We start from the raw sequence: 15,010 nt of genomic DNA on the forward strand, positions 1-15,010 counted from the left end.
TCAAATTTTCTCTTGCTTTTAGTCAAAAAACGGATCTTCCGCCTCAACTTGCGCTCTCAAATCATCCATTGTGATGTACATAATGGGGTAATCGGTATAGTTTTCCGCTTCTTTGATCATGTACTTTGGTGAGCCATCATGCTCCGGATCATAAAGGACGAGGAGTCCATCTGTTTTTTCAATAAAAAAACGGTTCTTTTGTTTAAATTGTGCCGGACTTTCATACGGTCTATGCGTGACACTTTCTACAAAATCGGCCTGTGCAAGAATTCCTTCATACAACTCTTTGTTTTGTTCATTCCAGCGCTCTTCCTGTTCATAAAATGGCGTAATGACGGCAAGTTTTAACGCTGGATACTCCTCTTGAAGCTCAAATACCACTTCAGCTGTCCAGATTTCTGCCCCAAGCTGGCCTGATATGAGAACCCATTCCAGGCCTTCTTCAATCAGGGCTGTCAGCCTTTTTTGAAGCTCCGCTTTTATGTATTGAAGTGCAGGCTCGTCTTGTTTGAATATCCCAAGCTCAAATGGCTTGTACCCTGTGACAGCAATAATTTTCATTTTTCCACCTGCTTTTAAAAAAAGGGACTTATAAAAGTCCCATTCCACTTTATCTGTTACAGCAAGGTCCACCGCAGTTAAAGTGTTGATGTGTTGCTGGGTCCACCTGAGAAAACGTATGCGGGAAGTAGTGAACATGTTTGAAATTTTGATGGTGAACATTTGTCACATGTTGCGGATGGATATGCGGCACAATTGTTGTTGAATCACTGTGTGTACAGCAATGATTCGTCGGATGAACAATTGGCTGTGTAACATTTGGTTGGCAATGATGATGATGATGGTACATGTAGCATTCCCCTCTCCTTAATTTTCTTACATTAACAATGTATGAATTAAGAGGTGTACATGTACTAATGCATTAACCTATTTTAAAAGTTTGCAAGGAAAACATCCTTATAGTTTGAAAACACAAATGCGACCAAAATGACAACAAGAAAAAACAAGTAGAAAAGACCCTTATACATGCTCTACGCTCCTCATTCAATATCTAACGTTATTTTACAGGATTCATGACTTTTCTACAATAAAAGTGCTAAACAATTTTTATTTTCGGCCGAGAGCCGAACGTTGTCATGTTTTGCGCTTTCCCGGGCAATAATGTTTATTGCCCAGCTTTTCTCAAAAGTCGTTTTTTTCGCTTTTCAAGTTCTTCTATGTCTCGCTGACTTAACGATGAGAATGATAACAAAGATTCAGTGATGGATAGAGCAGAGCTTGCATCTTTTTCACGATGTTCTTTATACTTCGCAAGCTCTATACCCGCTTTTAATGCTAAATGGAGATCGCTTGATTCAAATAATCCCCCCCATATTTGAACCGCTTCATCCCACTCGTTTTGTCGTTTATATTGCAAGGAAAGATCATAAGACGCCTGATTCGCATGCTCAAAATCAGCATCCGTTAATTCTTGCAAATGCTTCGTTGCTTCCTGTACATCACGATGAGCAAGATGCCACCTAGCGAGCGCATACTTCTCATTGTATTCCTTTACCGCATCCTCAGATAGTATTTTTTTGGATAGATGGATGTAGAGGCTGATTAACGATAAGACATCTAGTTCATTATGAGTCAAGATTCCTTCAATCAGCTTTGGGTTTTGTTCCTTTAAAAAATGAAAATAAATCATCGGTGCCAAAAACCCCGGCGTGTCGTTTTCACGCTGCACGTGCAGCTCTTCTTTTTCCACAACGGATAGCGCCATTCGTTCATATTTATGCTTCCACAATCGTCTTGATCCGTGCAGTAGATCAAAATGGCCGAATTCAGGAAGTGCAGGGATTTGATCTCGTAAAAGTGTATGTCTCGTTTTCACTTGCGGCCAATCGAACGATTTACCATTATATGTAACTAACGATTCTGCATTTACTTCATCCAGAAAGCTTTTGTAAAGAGCCGCTTCATTTCCTGGATTGGTGAGCAGGTGTTGTTTCACCACCACTTTGCCTGAAAAGACACGTGCGTGTCCAAGCAAGAAAATCATATTTCCTGTACCGCCAGATAATCCTGTTGTTTCAGTATCAAAGAAAAACAGCTCGTGCGGCTCGTACCCTTTAGCCGATAGCGAATGCTGGATGCCGCTTTCGTTCCATGCCTCGATGATCTTCGGCAGTTCCGCAAACGAATAGCGTCCATGCTGATCATCTAATGAATAGGTGACTTCCCGAATCAGACAAAAGGAATCCTCAAAATGATAAGGAGACACACCTAATGCTTCCCATTCTTTTAAAAATGGGATATTTTCTGAAGTTACAGGCTGAGGTTTTCCTTCCGATGTTTTCTGCCGGTTTTCATGTGTCTGATTGTGTGATAGATGCTTTTTCATTCTGTTTAATTTTCCTTTTAAAGACATGAGCAGGTGTCCCCCTCCTTTCCTTAAAATACGGACATCAATTCAACGATGCTGCTTTTTCCGTTGACTTCTTTCATTTCCATGCCAATGCAGGATGGACAGCCATTTTCACAGCGGCACCGCTCAATGAGCTGAATGGCTGCGCCTGCTATTTCATCGAAACGAGCTTGTACTTCCTTACTTAAGCCGATGCCGCCAGGATAATGGTCATATAAGAAGACCGTCGGTTTTCCGGTATGTGCCGCTTTAATTTGTGAAACCACATGAATATCAGAACGGTCACACATCACAAAAGCAGGTACAATGTGCTGAAGAACATTTGCGATGCCTAGCAGCAGCTGTTCAAGTGTCTTCTCTTCAAATCTCCGCTCTGCTTCGTGTAATTCAAACCAAGCCGCACTCGTATGAATTTCTTCTTCCGGTAAGTGAATCGGTCCAGACCCGATATTTTCACCGGTACTTAGTCGGATTTTTTTAAAAATCGTCGGCATTGCGTTGACGGTCACATCACCGTAGTGAACAGATACAGCTTTCTTCTCTGTCGTCTGATCGATTTCAAGCACCTTAAGTTGGACGGCTAAATTCGCATCTGTATAGTATTCTACATCTACTTGTTTCACATAAGCCTTCAGATGCTCGTAATCTAGCTTTTCCACTTGATACTGAACCCCTTCGTGTAAATAAATGGCTTCATCATGAAGCAGCGTCATCGCACTGAATCGATCCATCTCTCCAATAATCCGAACATTTGCCACATCTGATTGATCCACAATCACGACATTTTCCTGGCTTGCAGATCGAAGGCTGATGCCATGCGCCGGGAACGATTGATCTGACCAATAATACCGATTCCCGCTAAAATGGAGAACGCCTTCCTCATGTAAGTATTGCAAAATCTCTTCTACGTCCATACCGCCAAACTGTTCATCCTCCCGAAACGGAAGCTCGTAGGATGCACATTTTAAATGATCCACTAAGATAATGAGATTTTCAGGGTTAATTCTGGCAGCTTCAGGTGGTCTATTAAAGAAATATTCAGGGTGTCTGACAATATATTGATCAAGAGGTGCGGAGCTTGCCACCATAATAATAAGTGCTTCCTCATGACGCCTTCCAGCACGGCCAGCCTGCTGCCATGTACTCGCTACACTGCCAGGATACCCGGTCATGATACAGACCTTTAGCTGACCTATATCCACACCTAATTCTAGTGCGTTCGTACTGACGACACCTAGAATGTCTCCTTCTCTCAATCCTTTTTCAATCACACGCCGCTCTTTTGGTAAATAGCCTCCGCGATATCCACGAATTGATTTTGGGCCGATCTCTTTTTTCACTAGCTCTTGAATATGACTTAAAATCACTTCAACTCTTACTCTGCTTCTAGCAAAAACAATCGTTTGGATTTTTTCCTTTAAAAAAGTTTTAGCCAGTTGATTAACGACAGTGGCGGCACTTTGTCTAATATTTAGTGGTTTATTCACAACTGGTGGATTGTAAAACACAAAATTCTTTTTACCGCTTGGTGCCCCGTTTCGCTCAATCAAATGCATCTTGCTTCCCGTTAGCTGCTGCGCAAGCTCTTTTGGATTCGCAATCGTTGCGGACGTACAAATGAAAATCGGATCACTTCCATAAAATGCACAAATTCGTTTTAACCTGCGAATGACATTGGCCACATGACTGCCAAATACGCCTCGATATGTATGAAGCTCATCAATGACAATATACTTCAAATTCTCAAACAAGCTGACCCATTTCGTATGATGAGGCAAAATGGCTGAATGTAGCATATCTGGGTTTGTGATGACAATATGTCCTGCTTGTCTGACTCGCTGCCGAATGGCGGGAGAGGTATCTCCGTCATATGTTTCACTATGAATCGGAACATCCATCTCGTGGATGATCTCGTTAAGTTCACTCTTTTGGTCTTGTGCGAGCGCTTTTGTTGGGAATAAATAAAGGGAGCGGCTTGTCTGATCTTCTACGATCGACTGAAGGACTGGCAGGTTGTAGCAAAGTGTTTTACCTGAAGCTGTTGGTGTGACAGTTACCACATGCTCTGCGTCCATCACACGTTCAAAGGCTTCCTTTTGATGAATGTAGAGTTCGCTCACGCCTCGTTTCTCAAGCGCCTTTTTCAGCTTTTCGTTCACTCTTTCAGGAACCGGAGAGGTCTGTGCAGGCTTCGCTTCAATTTCATGCCAATGTTCTACCTGTTCGTCTTTTTTTAATTCTTCTATGAGTTCGTTCATTGTTTTCTTTTTCATATCGCATCACCTCTCTTACATAGTGTACCGAATATTTGTTTGCATGACTAGACGACAATTTTCGATATGTTTTTTTGAGCAAATTATTTGTTTGCATGTAACCATATCAATTACACTTCAGATGAGAAAACATTTCAAGAAAGAAGGAAATCGTATGAAAAAAGATTTTGAGCCATTATTTGAACCATTTACGTTTCCAGGAGGTGCGTCTATTAATGGCCGGTTAGTCGTTGCGCCAATGACACACTTCGGTTCTCACGAGGATGGCACTATTTCTAAAGAGGAAATTGATTTCATTACAGCTAGATCTAGTGATATGGGCATGGTGATTACAGCATGTGCGAACGTGACTCCAGATGGTAAGGCATTTGAAGGACAGCCTTCTATCGCAAGAGATGAAGATATACCCGGCCTGAAAAAACTAGCTTCTGCGATTCAGGCAAAGGGAACAAAAGCCATCATTCAAATTCATCACGGCGGCTCTCAGGCTCTCCCTCACTTAGTTCCAAATGGTGATGTGGTTGCGCCAAGTGATGTGTTTAAAGATGGAAAGCAGATTGCACGCGCTTTAAAAGAAGAGGAAATTGTCCATATCATTGACTCTTTTAAAGAAGCGGCAAGACGTGCGGTCGAAGCAGGATTTGACGGCGTGGAAATCCACGGTGCAAACGGTTATCTATTACAGCAATTTTACTCTCCGCATAGCAACCAGCGGACAGATCAGTGGGGAGGAAATGAAGAAAAGCGTCTAGCTTTCCCTATCGCTGTTGTGGATGCAGTGAAAGAAGCAATCGAAAAGCATGCGAAAAAACCGTTAATCTTTGGATATCGATTATCCCCTGAAGAACCAGAAACGCCTGGTTTAACGATGACAGAGACGTTTACCTTAGTCGATGTTCTTAAAACTAAAAACCTTGATTATTTGCATATCTCTTTAATGGAGATTGACTCTAAAGCAAGACGCGGTGCAGATACGGATAAGACGCGTATGGAGCTGCTAAAAGATCGCTGCGGCGATAACCTTCCGCTCATCGGTGTAGGCAGCGTCATTACAGCCGAAGATGCACTAAGTGCCTATAACCAAGGAATTCCGCTTATCGCTGTCGCACGTGAGCTAATCGTCGACCCAGATTGGGCAAAGAAGATTAAAGAAGGCAGAGAAAGCGAGATTGAAACTGTTATTAAACGCAGCCAAAAAGATCAATATTTGATTCCAGAAGGATTGTGGTCTGTTATGGAAGCAAGTCAAGGCTGGGTTCCGATGGAAGATTAATGTCATCAAAAAACTACCCTCATGCGATTGGGTAGTTTTTTTGTGTCCTGATTATTTTAATTTAACGGTAAAAAGCTTAGATGTCTGTTTTTCAACAGATCCCTTTGGTTCTTTATCGAGATGCTCGATCAAGTCACCATTCATAATGACAATCGGTGTCACTGTACTTGCCGCTTTCTCTTCAATCAGTTCTAAATCACACGTAATGAGAGGATCACCGATCTTCACTTTATCGCCCTCTTTGATGTGCGCTTCAAATCCTTCACCATTTAATCCCACTGTTTCAAGTCCGATATGAATCAGAAGCTCAAGCCCTGAGAGTGTTCGAATTCCAATTGCATGTTTTGTATGGAAGAGCTGGATGATTTCACCCTCTACTGGTGACACAATCGTGCCACTATTTGGTTTGACTGCTACGCCGTCTCCCATCATCTTTTGAGAAAAAACAGGGTCTGGTACATCCGTCATATCCATTAACTCTCCATCAGCTGGAGAATAAATGATTTCTTCCTTTACATCATCTTGGTTTTTCCCGAAACCGAATAATTTTTTCAGCAATGTCAATTGCTCCCTTCAAGCTTTGCTTCTAGATCTATTCCGTGTATGAAACGCTGCACTCATACACCTTGCTTCATTCAACACTATTTAATCATAATTTTTTCCTCTCATCAATTGATAACCGCCTGAGCCCTTTCTGCATAGGCTGTAGATGAGAGGTGATTCAAATGGAACATGAAGGCGAAAAGAAACATGAATTGCTGGCAAATGAAGATATTCTCTATGAAGCGATTGAACAATTTTTCGCATCCTCCCCGTTTCATGAGATATTAAATAGTGCGGAGGCGCTCATGACCACATCGCATTCACTTGCATCGATTACGACCGATGTGACAGAGGATGAGCAGTTTGTGTATATCGCAATCCAATTTCCAGACCATTTTGTCGAAGGCGATATCGCGCTAGAAGTAAAAGCCCAATATTTACACTTATCCGTGCAGGAAACAATTAAAACGGATACAACTTCCTCGTATTCGAGCTTTACAAAAACCATTTTAATGCCGGCAAAAATAGATGAAACGAACATGAAAAGCGTGTGGAAAGATCAAACGCTTCGTGTGACGGCACCAAAGCAAAGAGCCCAATAGATCCTTCTATTGGGTTTTAACTATGCTTTAAAAATGCTCGTAAATCCTTTCGCTAATGAGCCTACTTGATTCATCGTACTCATCATTTGCCCAGCTGTATCAAACATTTTGTTAAAGTCGAATTGTCCATTCGTTTTTTTGAATTGCGATAGCACACTTTTAAATTGAGATGATTGCTGTTTTTGCGGTCTGGGCAAAGGATAAGGGTTCATAGGCTGCTGCATGGGCATCATGCCTGGTGGTGGCTGCATCTGGGGTTGATTGATCGCTTCGGGCGGCTGATAAGGCGGCACATTTTCTTGGTATCCATAAGGCGGCTGATAGACAGCAGGTGATGCCTGGCTCATGCCACCTTGATGTGGCGGCATGAAATATTCTGGAGGTTGCGGAGGCTGCTGCTGCATTTCTGGATACGGAAATGGCCCTTGATTGAATGGATTGAATTCATACGGCTGTTGGTTTGAATAAGGGATCATATATCTCGCTCCTCTCGCTCTCAACACATAGTCTTGTCACTCATATATTATGATGAAAAGCAGAAGATGTGCCTAAAGCAGCCATAAGAAAAACGCAGCGATGTCTTCAGCTGCGCTTGTTGATTTCTTCTATTAAAAGGTTCAGGGTGTAAATTACTGACTCAACTAAATTTTTCACACGGGGTGCATGCTGTTTGCCAAAATAAGATTGCAGGACAACCTCTTTCCCATTTTCTTTGACGGCTTCAAGCTGTTCTTCGTGTAAATATCTAGGTTTCGCCAGATGAATAAACGAGATCGCAGCAGTGAGCCACTCTTCCATTTTCTGATCAAATGTCTCAACGGCCGGCTGAATTTCTGTGTGAAAATCATATACGGGGTATTCCTCTTCAGCCTTTCCCTTTTGGTACTGCTCATACGCCTCTTCGATCCATATTCTCAGCTCTTGTGTATGTTCAAGTAATGTTTGATTATCCAAAGTGTTCACCTCTATGAACCATCCTATCAAACGTTTACTTATTGCTCAAATAGAAAGCTACCCTGCGTGGTATGCCGGTCTTGCCGCCAGTTGATACTCAGCTGCGTGAATCTTCACTTCACAGTCCTTTACTTCTGATTCAAGCCGGTCTATCATTTGTTCTTGCTCCTCTATGGCTGCACGTGTTGTTTCGTTCACAGCAAGAGACAGCTCTTCTTCCACCGCATCAATTTTTCGCTCGATTTCCTCTAATAACTGCAAAATGGATTCTTTTGATACAAATTCGCTCATCATCAGATTCCTCCTTTATCGTCTCTCGTTACATTCTCTTTTCTTTCACACCCTCCTTCACACATGACAAAACTAGAAGCAAATCGCCAATCTAAGTGTAGATGAGCGCTATTTCTTCCTTTTCGACATCTGCTTGTCCTTCTTTGTATGATTGCGTCCGATTGTGTAAATTCTAAGGACAAAGGAGGTAGATTTCATGAAAAAGCAGCCAGCACCAAAAGAGCAAAAGCCAAAAGGGAAAGAAAACAGTACAGATCAGCTTGATAAAAAGCTCGGCGGTCCTAATCGACCATCCACGTAAAAAAAGCAGGTACCCCCTGCTTTTTATTTATGCAAAAAATAGTGCTCTAATGAGAAAAGAAAACGAAGCTGTCTTTTTTTATGAAAATACCAGTTGGTCAGCTCAATTTGTTTTGGCAACGTCTCTGCATCAAACAAAGATGGGCTCAATTTGTTTTGAAACCAATCTTCTCTTTGATCGTCTAATGAATGTGTCATCACTGGATAAACAGTTCGAAGAAAAGGTGTTGACCTTCTAGCGATCCCTAAAAACGGCTCAAAATCAAACCGTGATCCGGTATGCGGAACAGTATGCAAAAAATGATAAAAATCCGAAAATAAATCGGCCCGAAATAATAGTTTCGCTAGTTTTTTCCCTAATGAAATACGCTCCTTTACGTGGGAAAACTTCCGTATGGTTAACCCGTACAAATGCCCGTCCACCGTTGGAAAAACAACGGTTTGAAAATGTCCCCACTCGCTAAACAGATATTGAATCGAGTGAAAAACATTCTTTTTCAGAAGAGGATTTTGTATAATAGGAGATTGTATAGTATATTGTTCATTTATGATGAGTGCATAAAGCAGGCGCTCTCTGTCACGCTTTAGCCAAAAACGTTCCCACTCAGTGCTCATAAAACGAGATACAGAAAAATACGGAAGCAGATGGAACAAGGGTTTGCCGCACCGCTTAGACCATTCATACAAAAGAAGCTGAGGGTAAGCATCCGAAAATATCAGCCAATTCGCTCTTTCATATGCTGTGAAAAAAAGGTTCCCCTGCTGATCTGTTAAACCTGGATGGAAGAGCTCGCCCTTTAAATCCGTCATAGACCATCCAGCATTTCTCGAGACAAAGGAAGCAAGCAGCGACCATTTCATCTCTGGATGACGGTCATAAAAGCGCTTATAAGCATTTGTCCTCGTCAGGTTGTCTTTATTTTTCACTTTCGTTTCACGCAATATATGCTGAGTGATGATGTGCTCTTCTTGTGACAACATAGGTATCTCTCCAATACAAAATGCATTAAAAGGAGGCTGAAACTTGATGATTCGGTATCCAAACGGAAAATCGTATCAGCCCATTCAACCAATTGGGACAAAAAAAAGAATCAGCGGCGAATCCTCTTATAGTAACCGCGGGATGACGCTTGAGGCTGACTTAAATGAAACCAACCAGTACTATTTGGTCAACGGGATCGCAGTCATTCATAAAAAGCCTACCCCCGTTCAAATTGTGAATGTGGATTATCCAAAAAGAAGCGCTGCTGTGATCAAAGAAGCCTATTTTAAACAATCATCCACAACAGACTATAATGGAGTGTACAAAGGGCGCTATATCGATTTTGAAGCAAAGGAAACCAAAAGCACTACCTCGTTTCCGCTCAAAAATTTTCACGACCATCAAATTGAGCATATGAAACAGGTTGAAAAGCAAGGCGGTATTTGTTTCGTTATTATATCCGCATTTGGCTCCGTTTATTATTTGCCCGCTTCAGATCTCTTTTTCTTCTGGGAGCGGCAGAAGCTAAACGGCCGGAAATCCATTAGTAAAGACGAATTAATGGAAGCCGGCCACTTAATGACACTTGGATATTCGCCAAGAATTGATTATATTAAAGTAGTGGAGACACTTCATTTTTCGGATGAAAGTGAGTAGCAATGACGTTCGAAAAAGGTTTAACACGAAAGGTTGAGATGTGATGTCTGATCAATTTACAAGTCGTGAACAGCGACGTAAAGCAAGTCAAGAAAACAATAAGAAGCAAAAGAACAAAAAAGGCAAAAAGAAAACAGGCCTATTTAAAAAAATATTTTTATCTTTACTCGTGATCGGTCTTCTTTGTGTAGTAGCCGGAATCACAACTTTTGCCGTTTTTGCATCGAGCGCTCCTTCAATTGATGATAGTAAGCTCAAAACACCGTATTCTTCAAAGCTTTATGACATAGACAAGAAAGTGTTTGCAGAAGTCGGTGCGGAAAAAAGAACGTATGTCTCGATTAAAGATATACCCGATGTGGTAAAAGAAGCATTTATCGCAACGGAAGATGCACGTTTTTATAAACACCACGGGATTGACCCAATCCGTATTGGCGGTGCCCTTGTCGCAAACGTCGAGGACGGTTTTGGAGCTGAAGGTGGAAGTACAATTACACAGCAAGTTGTGAAAAACACTCTACTTAACAATCAAAAAACGTTAAAACGTAAAGTACAGGAAGTATGGCTCTCGATTCAACTTGAGCAAAAGTACTCTAAAGATGAAATTTTAGAAATGTATTTAAACCGCATTTTCTTCTCACCTTATGCTTACGGTGTTGGGAAAGCGGCTGAACAATTTTTCGGCGTGACAGATTTAAATAAACTAACGGTTGCACAGGCTGCCACACTTGCAGGTATGCCGCAGAGTCCTTCTGCTTATAACCCAGTGAAAAATCCTGAGGCAGCGGAAAAACGCCGCAATATCGTGTTAGGGCTCATGAAAAAACAAGGCTATATTTCAGAGAAAGACTATGATGTTGCAAAAGCAACCCCTGTCAGCAAAACTGTCATCCCTGCTGATAAATATAAGAAGCAAAACTCAAGTAAGTATTCTGCTTACATTGAAGAAGTCATGGAAGAAGTACAGAAAAAAGCCAAAGTAGATGTATCTACAGATGGATTAAAAATCTATACTTCACTCGATCGAAAAGCACAGGATCACCTAGATGATATTATCAATGGGGATTCAGTTGGATTTACGAAAGGTATGCAGGCAGGTGTTACCTTGCTTGATACGAAAAATGGTGAGATCAGAGCTATTGGCGGTGGACGTGATGTACCAGCCGGCGGCTTTAACTATGCGACTGATGCAAAACGCCAGCCAGGTTCAACAATCAAACCAATTTTAGATTACGGTCCAGTCATTGAAAACAAAAAATGGTCAACGTATCAGCAAATTGATGATGCACCGTATACGTACTCAAACGGTACACCAATTAATAACTTTGACAGAAGACATTTAGGGAAAATGTCGATAAGAAGTGCTTTGGCACAATCACGAAACATCCCTGCCCTAAAAGCTTTCCAAGAAGCTGGGACAGACAATGCCGTTCAATTCGCCAATAATTTAGGTATGGACTTACCGTCTGACATTCCTGAGTCTTACTCAATCGGTGGATTTGACGATGGCGTGTCCTCTCTAAAAATGGCTGGGGCCTTTAGTGCATTCGGTAATAATGGATATTATAACGAACCGCATGCTGTCAAGTCTGTTGAATTTAATGACGGTACAAAGCTGGACCTTACGCCAGATTCCAAAGCGGCTATGAGTGATTACACAGCCTTTATGGTTACAGATATGCTGAAAACTGCTGTCCAATCTGGAACTGGTACACTTGCACAAGTACCGAACGTTCAAGTAGCTGGTAAAACAGGTACAACGAACTTTACACAAGATGATATCAATAAATACAATATTCCTTCTGGCGGTGCGAAAGATTCGTGGTTTGTTGGTTATACGCCGCAATATACAGCAGCCGTTTGGACTGGGATCGGTAACTCCAAAGATGCGGACGGCAAAATGTGGCTCACAGATTATGAACAGCGTGTTGCCAAACTTGTCTTCCAGCGATTAATTTCTCAAATTGATGATGGAAGCGGCTCATTTGAAAAACCAGACAGTGTCGTTGAAGCTACGGTTGAAAAAGGATCAGATCCAGCTAAATTAGCCGGACCAAATACACCTAGTGAGAAGAAGACAACAGAATACTTTGTCAAAGGTACGGTTCCGACAAAAGTGTCTGACACATATGAGAAAAAAGAAGCCGATAAGCCTTCTGACTTAAAAGCGGTGTATGATGAAGAGAAAAAATCCATCACACTGACTTGGGGCTATGATGACGACGCAGATGCTACATTTAATGTAAAACAAGCGGTTGATAACGGCGGCTATAAAGAGATTCAAAACAGTTCTGCTAAAGAAGCCGTCATCTCTGGTGTAAAACCTGGCTCTACTTATAAATTCCAAGTGACAGCCACTGTAGAGGATGTCACAAGTAAAGCAGCTTCTACCTTCCTCACCATCAAGGATGATGAAGATGAGGAAGAAAAAGCAGATGATGAGAACAAAGAAGAAGAAGAACCGCAGCAGCCTGATGACGAGCAGACAGACCAGACTGACGATAACAAAAATCAACCCCCAGGCACTGATGAGCAAAAGCCAGATGATAAAAAAGATCCAGACAAAGATAAGGATCAGGATAAGGATCAGGATCAAGGCGGAAATACGGAAAACGGAAATAATGGTTCTGCCGATGATGGCTCAGACAGTACAAATGGGAACGGCAACTCACAAACTGACAATAAAGATAAAAAGAAAGATGATGCGAAAACGAACTCTCAAAACTCAAGTTCGCAATCAACTTCTCCTAATCGAAAAGAAAATGAATAATGAAAAAGCACTTGCCTATATGGCAAGTGCTTTTTTTTAACGGTTTTGTCTAATCTTTTTAAGTGCTTCATATTTTTCATACTGCTTTTTTAGTTCTGTGTATAGCTCGTCCAGTTGAATGAAGCAGTGATATTGAGTCGGTTTTAGCAAAATGAACTCTAAACGTTCTGTCCAATTAATAGGAGCAACAGGAAATATCTCTTTCTTAATATGTTCCCAATCAAGCGTTTGCAGTCTCTCCCCTTTGATCCAGTAAAACATCGCAATCATACTGACAATCCCTTGCAGCATATCATCTTCTTCACACCGGGACTTTCTTGTTTGAAAACGAGGAAGCATTTTTTCTTTTAATTCATTCCACAGTTCGAACATCACAGGAACAAATTCTTCTGTTTTCTGCCATGGAAGTTCATCTGTTAAAGGTTCTGATGATAGATCATATGCGAGTGGATGATCTCTAAGTATGTCTACTCGATCGCCTTTCATCTCTACCTTTTTCCCTTTTAGTTTTTCGACATATGAGGAAAAAACAACTGCTCCGCTCATGCCAGCTTCACCAATCCTTTTTTCAGCCTCTTCTGCCCTTCTCTACACATATCAAGAAGCGGACAAGACTCGCACTGCGGACGTTGCGCCTTGCAGTGATATCTACCAAAAAAGATCAGGCGGTGATGCGTCACAGACCAATCTTCTTCTGGCACTTTTTTCATTAAGGTTTGTTCTACTTCGAGAACAGAATCCTTCCAGCGGCAGATTCCCAGTCTCTTGCTGACACGTTCTACATGTGTATCCACTGCAATTGCCGGCACCCCAAAAGCGACTGAAACGACGACATTTGCTGTTTTCCGGCCCACCCCAGGAAGCTTCACAAGCTCGTCCCGATCCTTTGGTACTTCGCCGCCATATTCTTCAATCAGCATTTTGCTCAACTTTTGAATGTTTTTGGCTTTATTTCGATAAAGGCCAATCGAACGAATATCTTGCTGCAATTCTTCAAGCGGTACACTTAAATAGTCTTCTGGTGTTTGATATTTTTGAAATAACGTTTTGGTCACTTTGTTGACAAGCACGTCTGTACACTGCGCAGAGAGTGCTACAGCGATCACAAGTTCAAATGGATTCGAATGAACAAGTTCACACTCAGCCTCTGGAAACATATCTCCTATAATATCTAAACATTCATTGATTTGTTTTTTTGATAACATGACTTCTCCTTTATTGGTTATTGTTCCAGCCAATTATAAAAAGGAACTTGTCGCTTATATGTTGACGTCTCTTCTTTTGAAGGTGGCGTTTTTTGCTGAGAACGGAAATGCTGACTATGCTCTTTTGCTTCTTCCGCTGTTTTCAGCCCTTTCTTTTTCCACTCAAACAGAATTCGGTCGATATAACGGAAATTTAATTTTCCTGATAAAACCGCTTCTCTTAATGCTAGGCGAATCATTTCAGCATCATGATGATCTTGATCCATCCAGATCGAGAGTGTTTCTCCTTCAAGAGGAGAGAGCGGTCTGCCAAATTCATCTTCAAATAAAGCATATAAAGACTTTTCAGCCTGTACGTGAAGTTTTTGACCTTCCTTCGCTTGTTTTGCCTCTAAAAAGTCATACAGCACGCCCCATAAAGGCTCAACTGAGTAACGGTCATGCTGAATACCAGACCCATCTTCAAACGGCTGAATCGAAATAAATCCTTTTTGAATTAAATGCTGAACCATATACGCACACTCTTCAGCTGAAATGGTCATGCCATGGGATAGCTCTTCAAATGTTTGAAAGAACACACCTTGTTCTTCATTCATTTTAATCTTAAGCATCACCATCATTTGTGATTCATTCAGTCCTAACTGCTCATAATGAGCAATCAGCAAATTAGGCAAACTGGTCAAACCCATTTGCTGCATATTAATAAATTGCTGCCTATTCATCGGATACACCTCTTCACTTTAAGTATAT

17 protein-coding genes are annotated in these 15,010 nt (G+C 41.5%); 5 read left to right on the plus strand and 12 right to left on the minus strand.

The features are described 5' to 3' along the window. Window positions 1-18: 18 nt before the first annotated feature. From MKY83_RS10460 to MKY83_RS10475, 4 genes are all read right to left on the minus strand, one after another. The gene (locus MKY83_RS10460) at window positions 19-561 is read right to left on the minus strand and encodes a DUF1273 domain-containing protein (RefSeq protein WP_221450818.1); all 543 of its coding nucleotides are present in this window, start codon (window positions 559-561) and stop codon (window positions 19-21) included. A 49-nt stretch (window positions 562-610) separates the two neighbouring features. Then, the gene (gene cotD / locus MKY83_RS10465) at window positions 611-850 is read right to left on the minus strand and encodes a spore coat protein CotD (protein WP_034661015.1); all 240 of its coding nucleotides are present in this window, start codon (window positions 848-850) and stop codon (window positions 611-613) included. Window positions 851-1,165: 315 nt separating this feature from the next. Next, window positions 1,166-2,413 (minus strand): ribonuclease H-like domain-containing protein, encoded by a 1,248-nt coding sequence (locus tag MKY83_RS10470; protein WP_342487354.1) that lies wholly within the window; start codon window positions 2,411-2,413, stop codon window positions 1,166-1,168. 23 nt (window positions 2,414-2,436) lie between these two features. Next, window positions 2,437-4,683 (minus strand): DEAD/DEAH box helicase, encoded by a 2,247-nt coding sequence (locus tag MKY83_RS10475; RefSeq protein ID WP_106067083.1) that lies wholly within the window; start codon window positions 4,681-4,683, stop codon window positions 2,437-2,439. A 154-nt stretch (window positions 4,684-4,837) separates the two neighbouring features. Between MKY83_RS10475 and MKY83_RS10480 the strand changes: the two genes are divergently transcribed. Continuing rightward, window positions 4,838-5,956: an NADH-dependent flavin oxidoreductase gene (locus MKY83_RS10480; RefSeq protein WP_268453954.1), complete on the plus strand. Its 1,119-nt coding sequence runs from the start codon at window positions 4,838-4,840 to the stop codon at window positions 5,954-5,956. A gap of 51 nt (window positions 5,957-6,007) precedes the next feature. On the opposite strand, the gene MKY83_RS10485 is transcribed toward MKY83_RS10480, so the two are convergent. After that, window positions 6,008-6,514, minus strand: a complete 507-nt coding sequence (locus tag MKY83_RS10485; protein ID WP_003216086.1) for a PTS glucose transporter subunit IIA — start codon at window positions 6,512-6,514, stop codon at window positions 6,008-6,010. Window positions 6,515-6,681: 167 nt separating this feature from the next. On the opposite strand from MKY83_RS10485, the gene MKY83_RS10490 reads away from it, so the two are divergent. Beyond that, the gene (locus MKY83_RS10490; protein ID WP_003215994.1) at window positions 6,682-7,101 is read left to right on the plus strand and encodes an Hsp20/alpha crystallin family protein; all 420 of its coding nucleotides are present in this window, start codon (window positions 6,682-6,684) and stop codon (window positions 7,099-7,101) included. Window positions 7,102-7,121: 20 nt separating this feature from the next. Here MKY83_RS10490 and MKY83_RS10495 read toward each other — a convergent pair whose 3' ends face one another. The 3 genes from MKY83_RS10495 to MKY83_RS10505 all read right to left on the minus strand — a co-directional run bounded on the left by MKY83_RS10495 (window position 7,122) and on the right by MKY83_RS10505 (window position 8,346). Then, window positions 7,122-7,577, minus strand: coding sequence for a YppG family protein (locus MKY83_RS10495; protein ID WP_113767350.1), 456 nt, complete (start codon window positions 7,575-7,577; stop codon window positions 7,122-7,124). A 106-nt stretch (window positions 7,578-7,683) separates the two neighbouring features. Then, the gene (locus MKY83_RS10500) at window positions 7,684-8,055 is read right to left on the minus strand and encodes a YppE family protein (RefSeq protein ID WP_044141136.1); all 372 of its coding nucleotides are present in this window, start codon (window positions 8,053-8,055) and stop codon (window positions 7,684-7,686) included. A gap of 57 nt (window positions 8,056-8,112) precedes the next feature. Then, entirely contained in the window at window positions 8,113-8,346 is a 234-nt protein-coding gene (locus MKY83_RS10505) for a DUF5446 family protein (RefSeq protein WP_223251159.1), read from the minus strand. 196 nt (window positions 8,347-8,542) lie between these two features. Here MKY83_RS10505 and sspM point away from each other — a divergent pair, with 196 nt between their 5' ends. Beyond that, on the plus strand, window positions 8,543-8,647 hold the full coding sequence (sspM, locus tag MKY83_RS10510) for an acid-soluble spore protein SspM (protein ID WP_012010346.1): 105 nt from the start codon (window positions 8,543-8,545) through the stop codon (window positions 8,645-8,647). Window positions 8,648-8,670: 23 nt separating this feature from the next. Here the strand turns inward: sspM and MKY83_RS10515 are convergent, their stop codons facing one another. After that, the gene (locus tag MKY83_RS10515; RefSeq protein WP_342487355.1) at window positions 8,671-9,627 is read right to left on the minus strand and encodes a DUF2515 domain-containing protein; all 957 of its coding nucleotides are present in this window, start codon (window positions 9,625-9,627) and stop codon (window positions 8,671-8,673) included. Between the two features lie 46 nt (window positions 9,628-9,673). Here MKY83_RS10515 and recU point away from each other — a divergent pair, with 46 nt between their 5' ends. Both recU and MKY83_RS10525 read left to right on the plus strand, forming a co-directional pair. Next, window positions 9,674-10,285, plus strand: a complete 612-nt coding sequence (gene recU / locus MKY83_RS10520; protein WP_044141132.1) for a Holliday junction resolvase RecU — start codon at window positions 9,674-9,676, stop codon at window positions 10,283-10,285. 43 nt (window positions 10,286-10,328) lie between these two features. Continuing rightward, entirely contained in the window at window positions 10,329-13,055 is a 2,727-nt protein-coding gene (locus MKY83_RS10525) for a PBP1A family penicillin-binding protein (RefSeq protein ID WP_268453952.1), read from the plus strand. A 36-nt stretch (window positions 13,056-13,091) separates the two neighbouring features. On the opposite strand, the gene MKY83_RS10530 is transcribed toward MKY83_RS10525, so the two are convergent. From MKY83_RS10530 to MKY83_RS10540, 3 genes are read right to left on the minus strand one after another with little or no spacing between them, the layout of a single operon-like run. Continuing rightward, window positions 13,092-13,601, minus strand: a complete 510-nt coding sequence (locus MKY83_RS10530; RefSeq protein WP_342487356.1) for a YpoC family protein — start codon at window positions 13,599-13,601, stop codon at window positions 13,092-13,094. Then, the gene (gene nth / locus MKY83_RS10535; RefSeq protein WP_034661035.1) at window positions 13,598-14,260 is read right to left on the minus strand and encodes an endonuclease III; all 663 of its coding nucleotides are present in this window, start codon (window positions 14,258-14,260) and stop codon (window positions 13,598-13,600) included. The genes MKY83_RS10530 and nth overlap by 4 nt, the downstream gene beginning before the upstream one ends. 17 nt (window positions 14,261-14,277) lie before the next feature. Then, on the minus strand, window positions 14,278-14,982 hold the full coding sequence (locus MKY83_RS10540; protein ID WP_065098288.1) for a DnaD domain-containing protein: 705 nt from the start codon (window positions 14,980-14,982) through the stop codon (window positions 14,278-14,280). Between the last annotated feature and the right edge of the window lie 28 nt (window positions 14,983-15,010).

This window comes from Bacillus sp. FSL M8-0266, from assembly GCF_038613425.1.
GTDB lineage: Bacteria > Bacillota > Bacilli > Bacillales > Bacillaceae > Bacillus > Bacillus pumilus.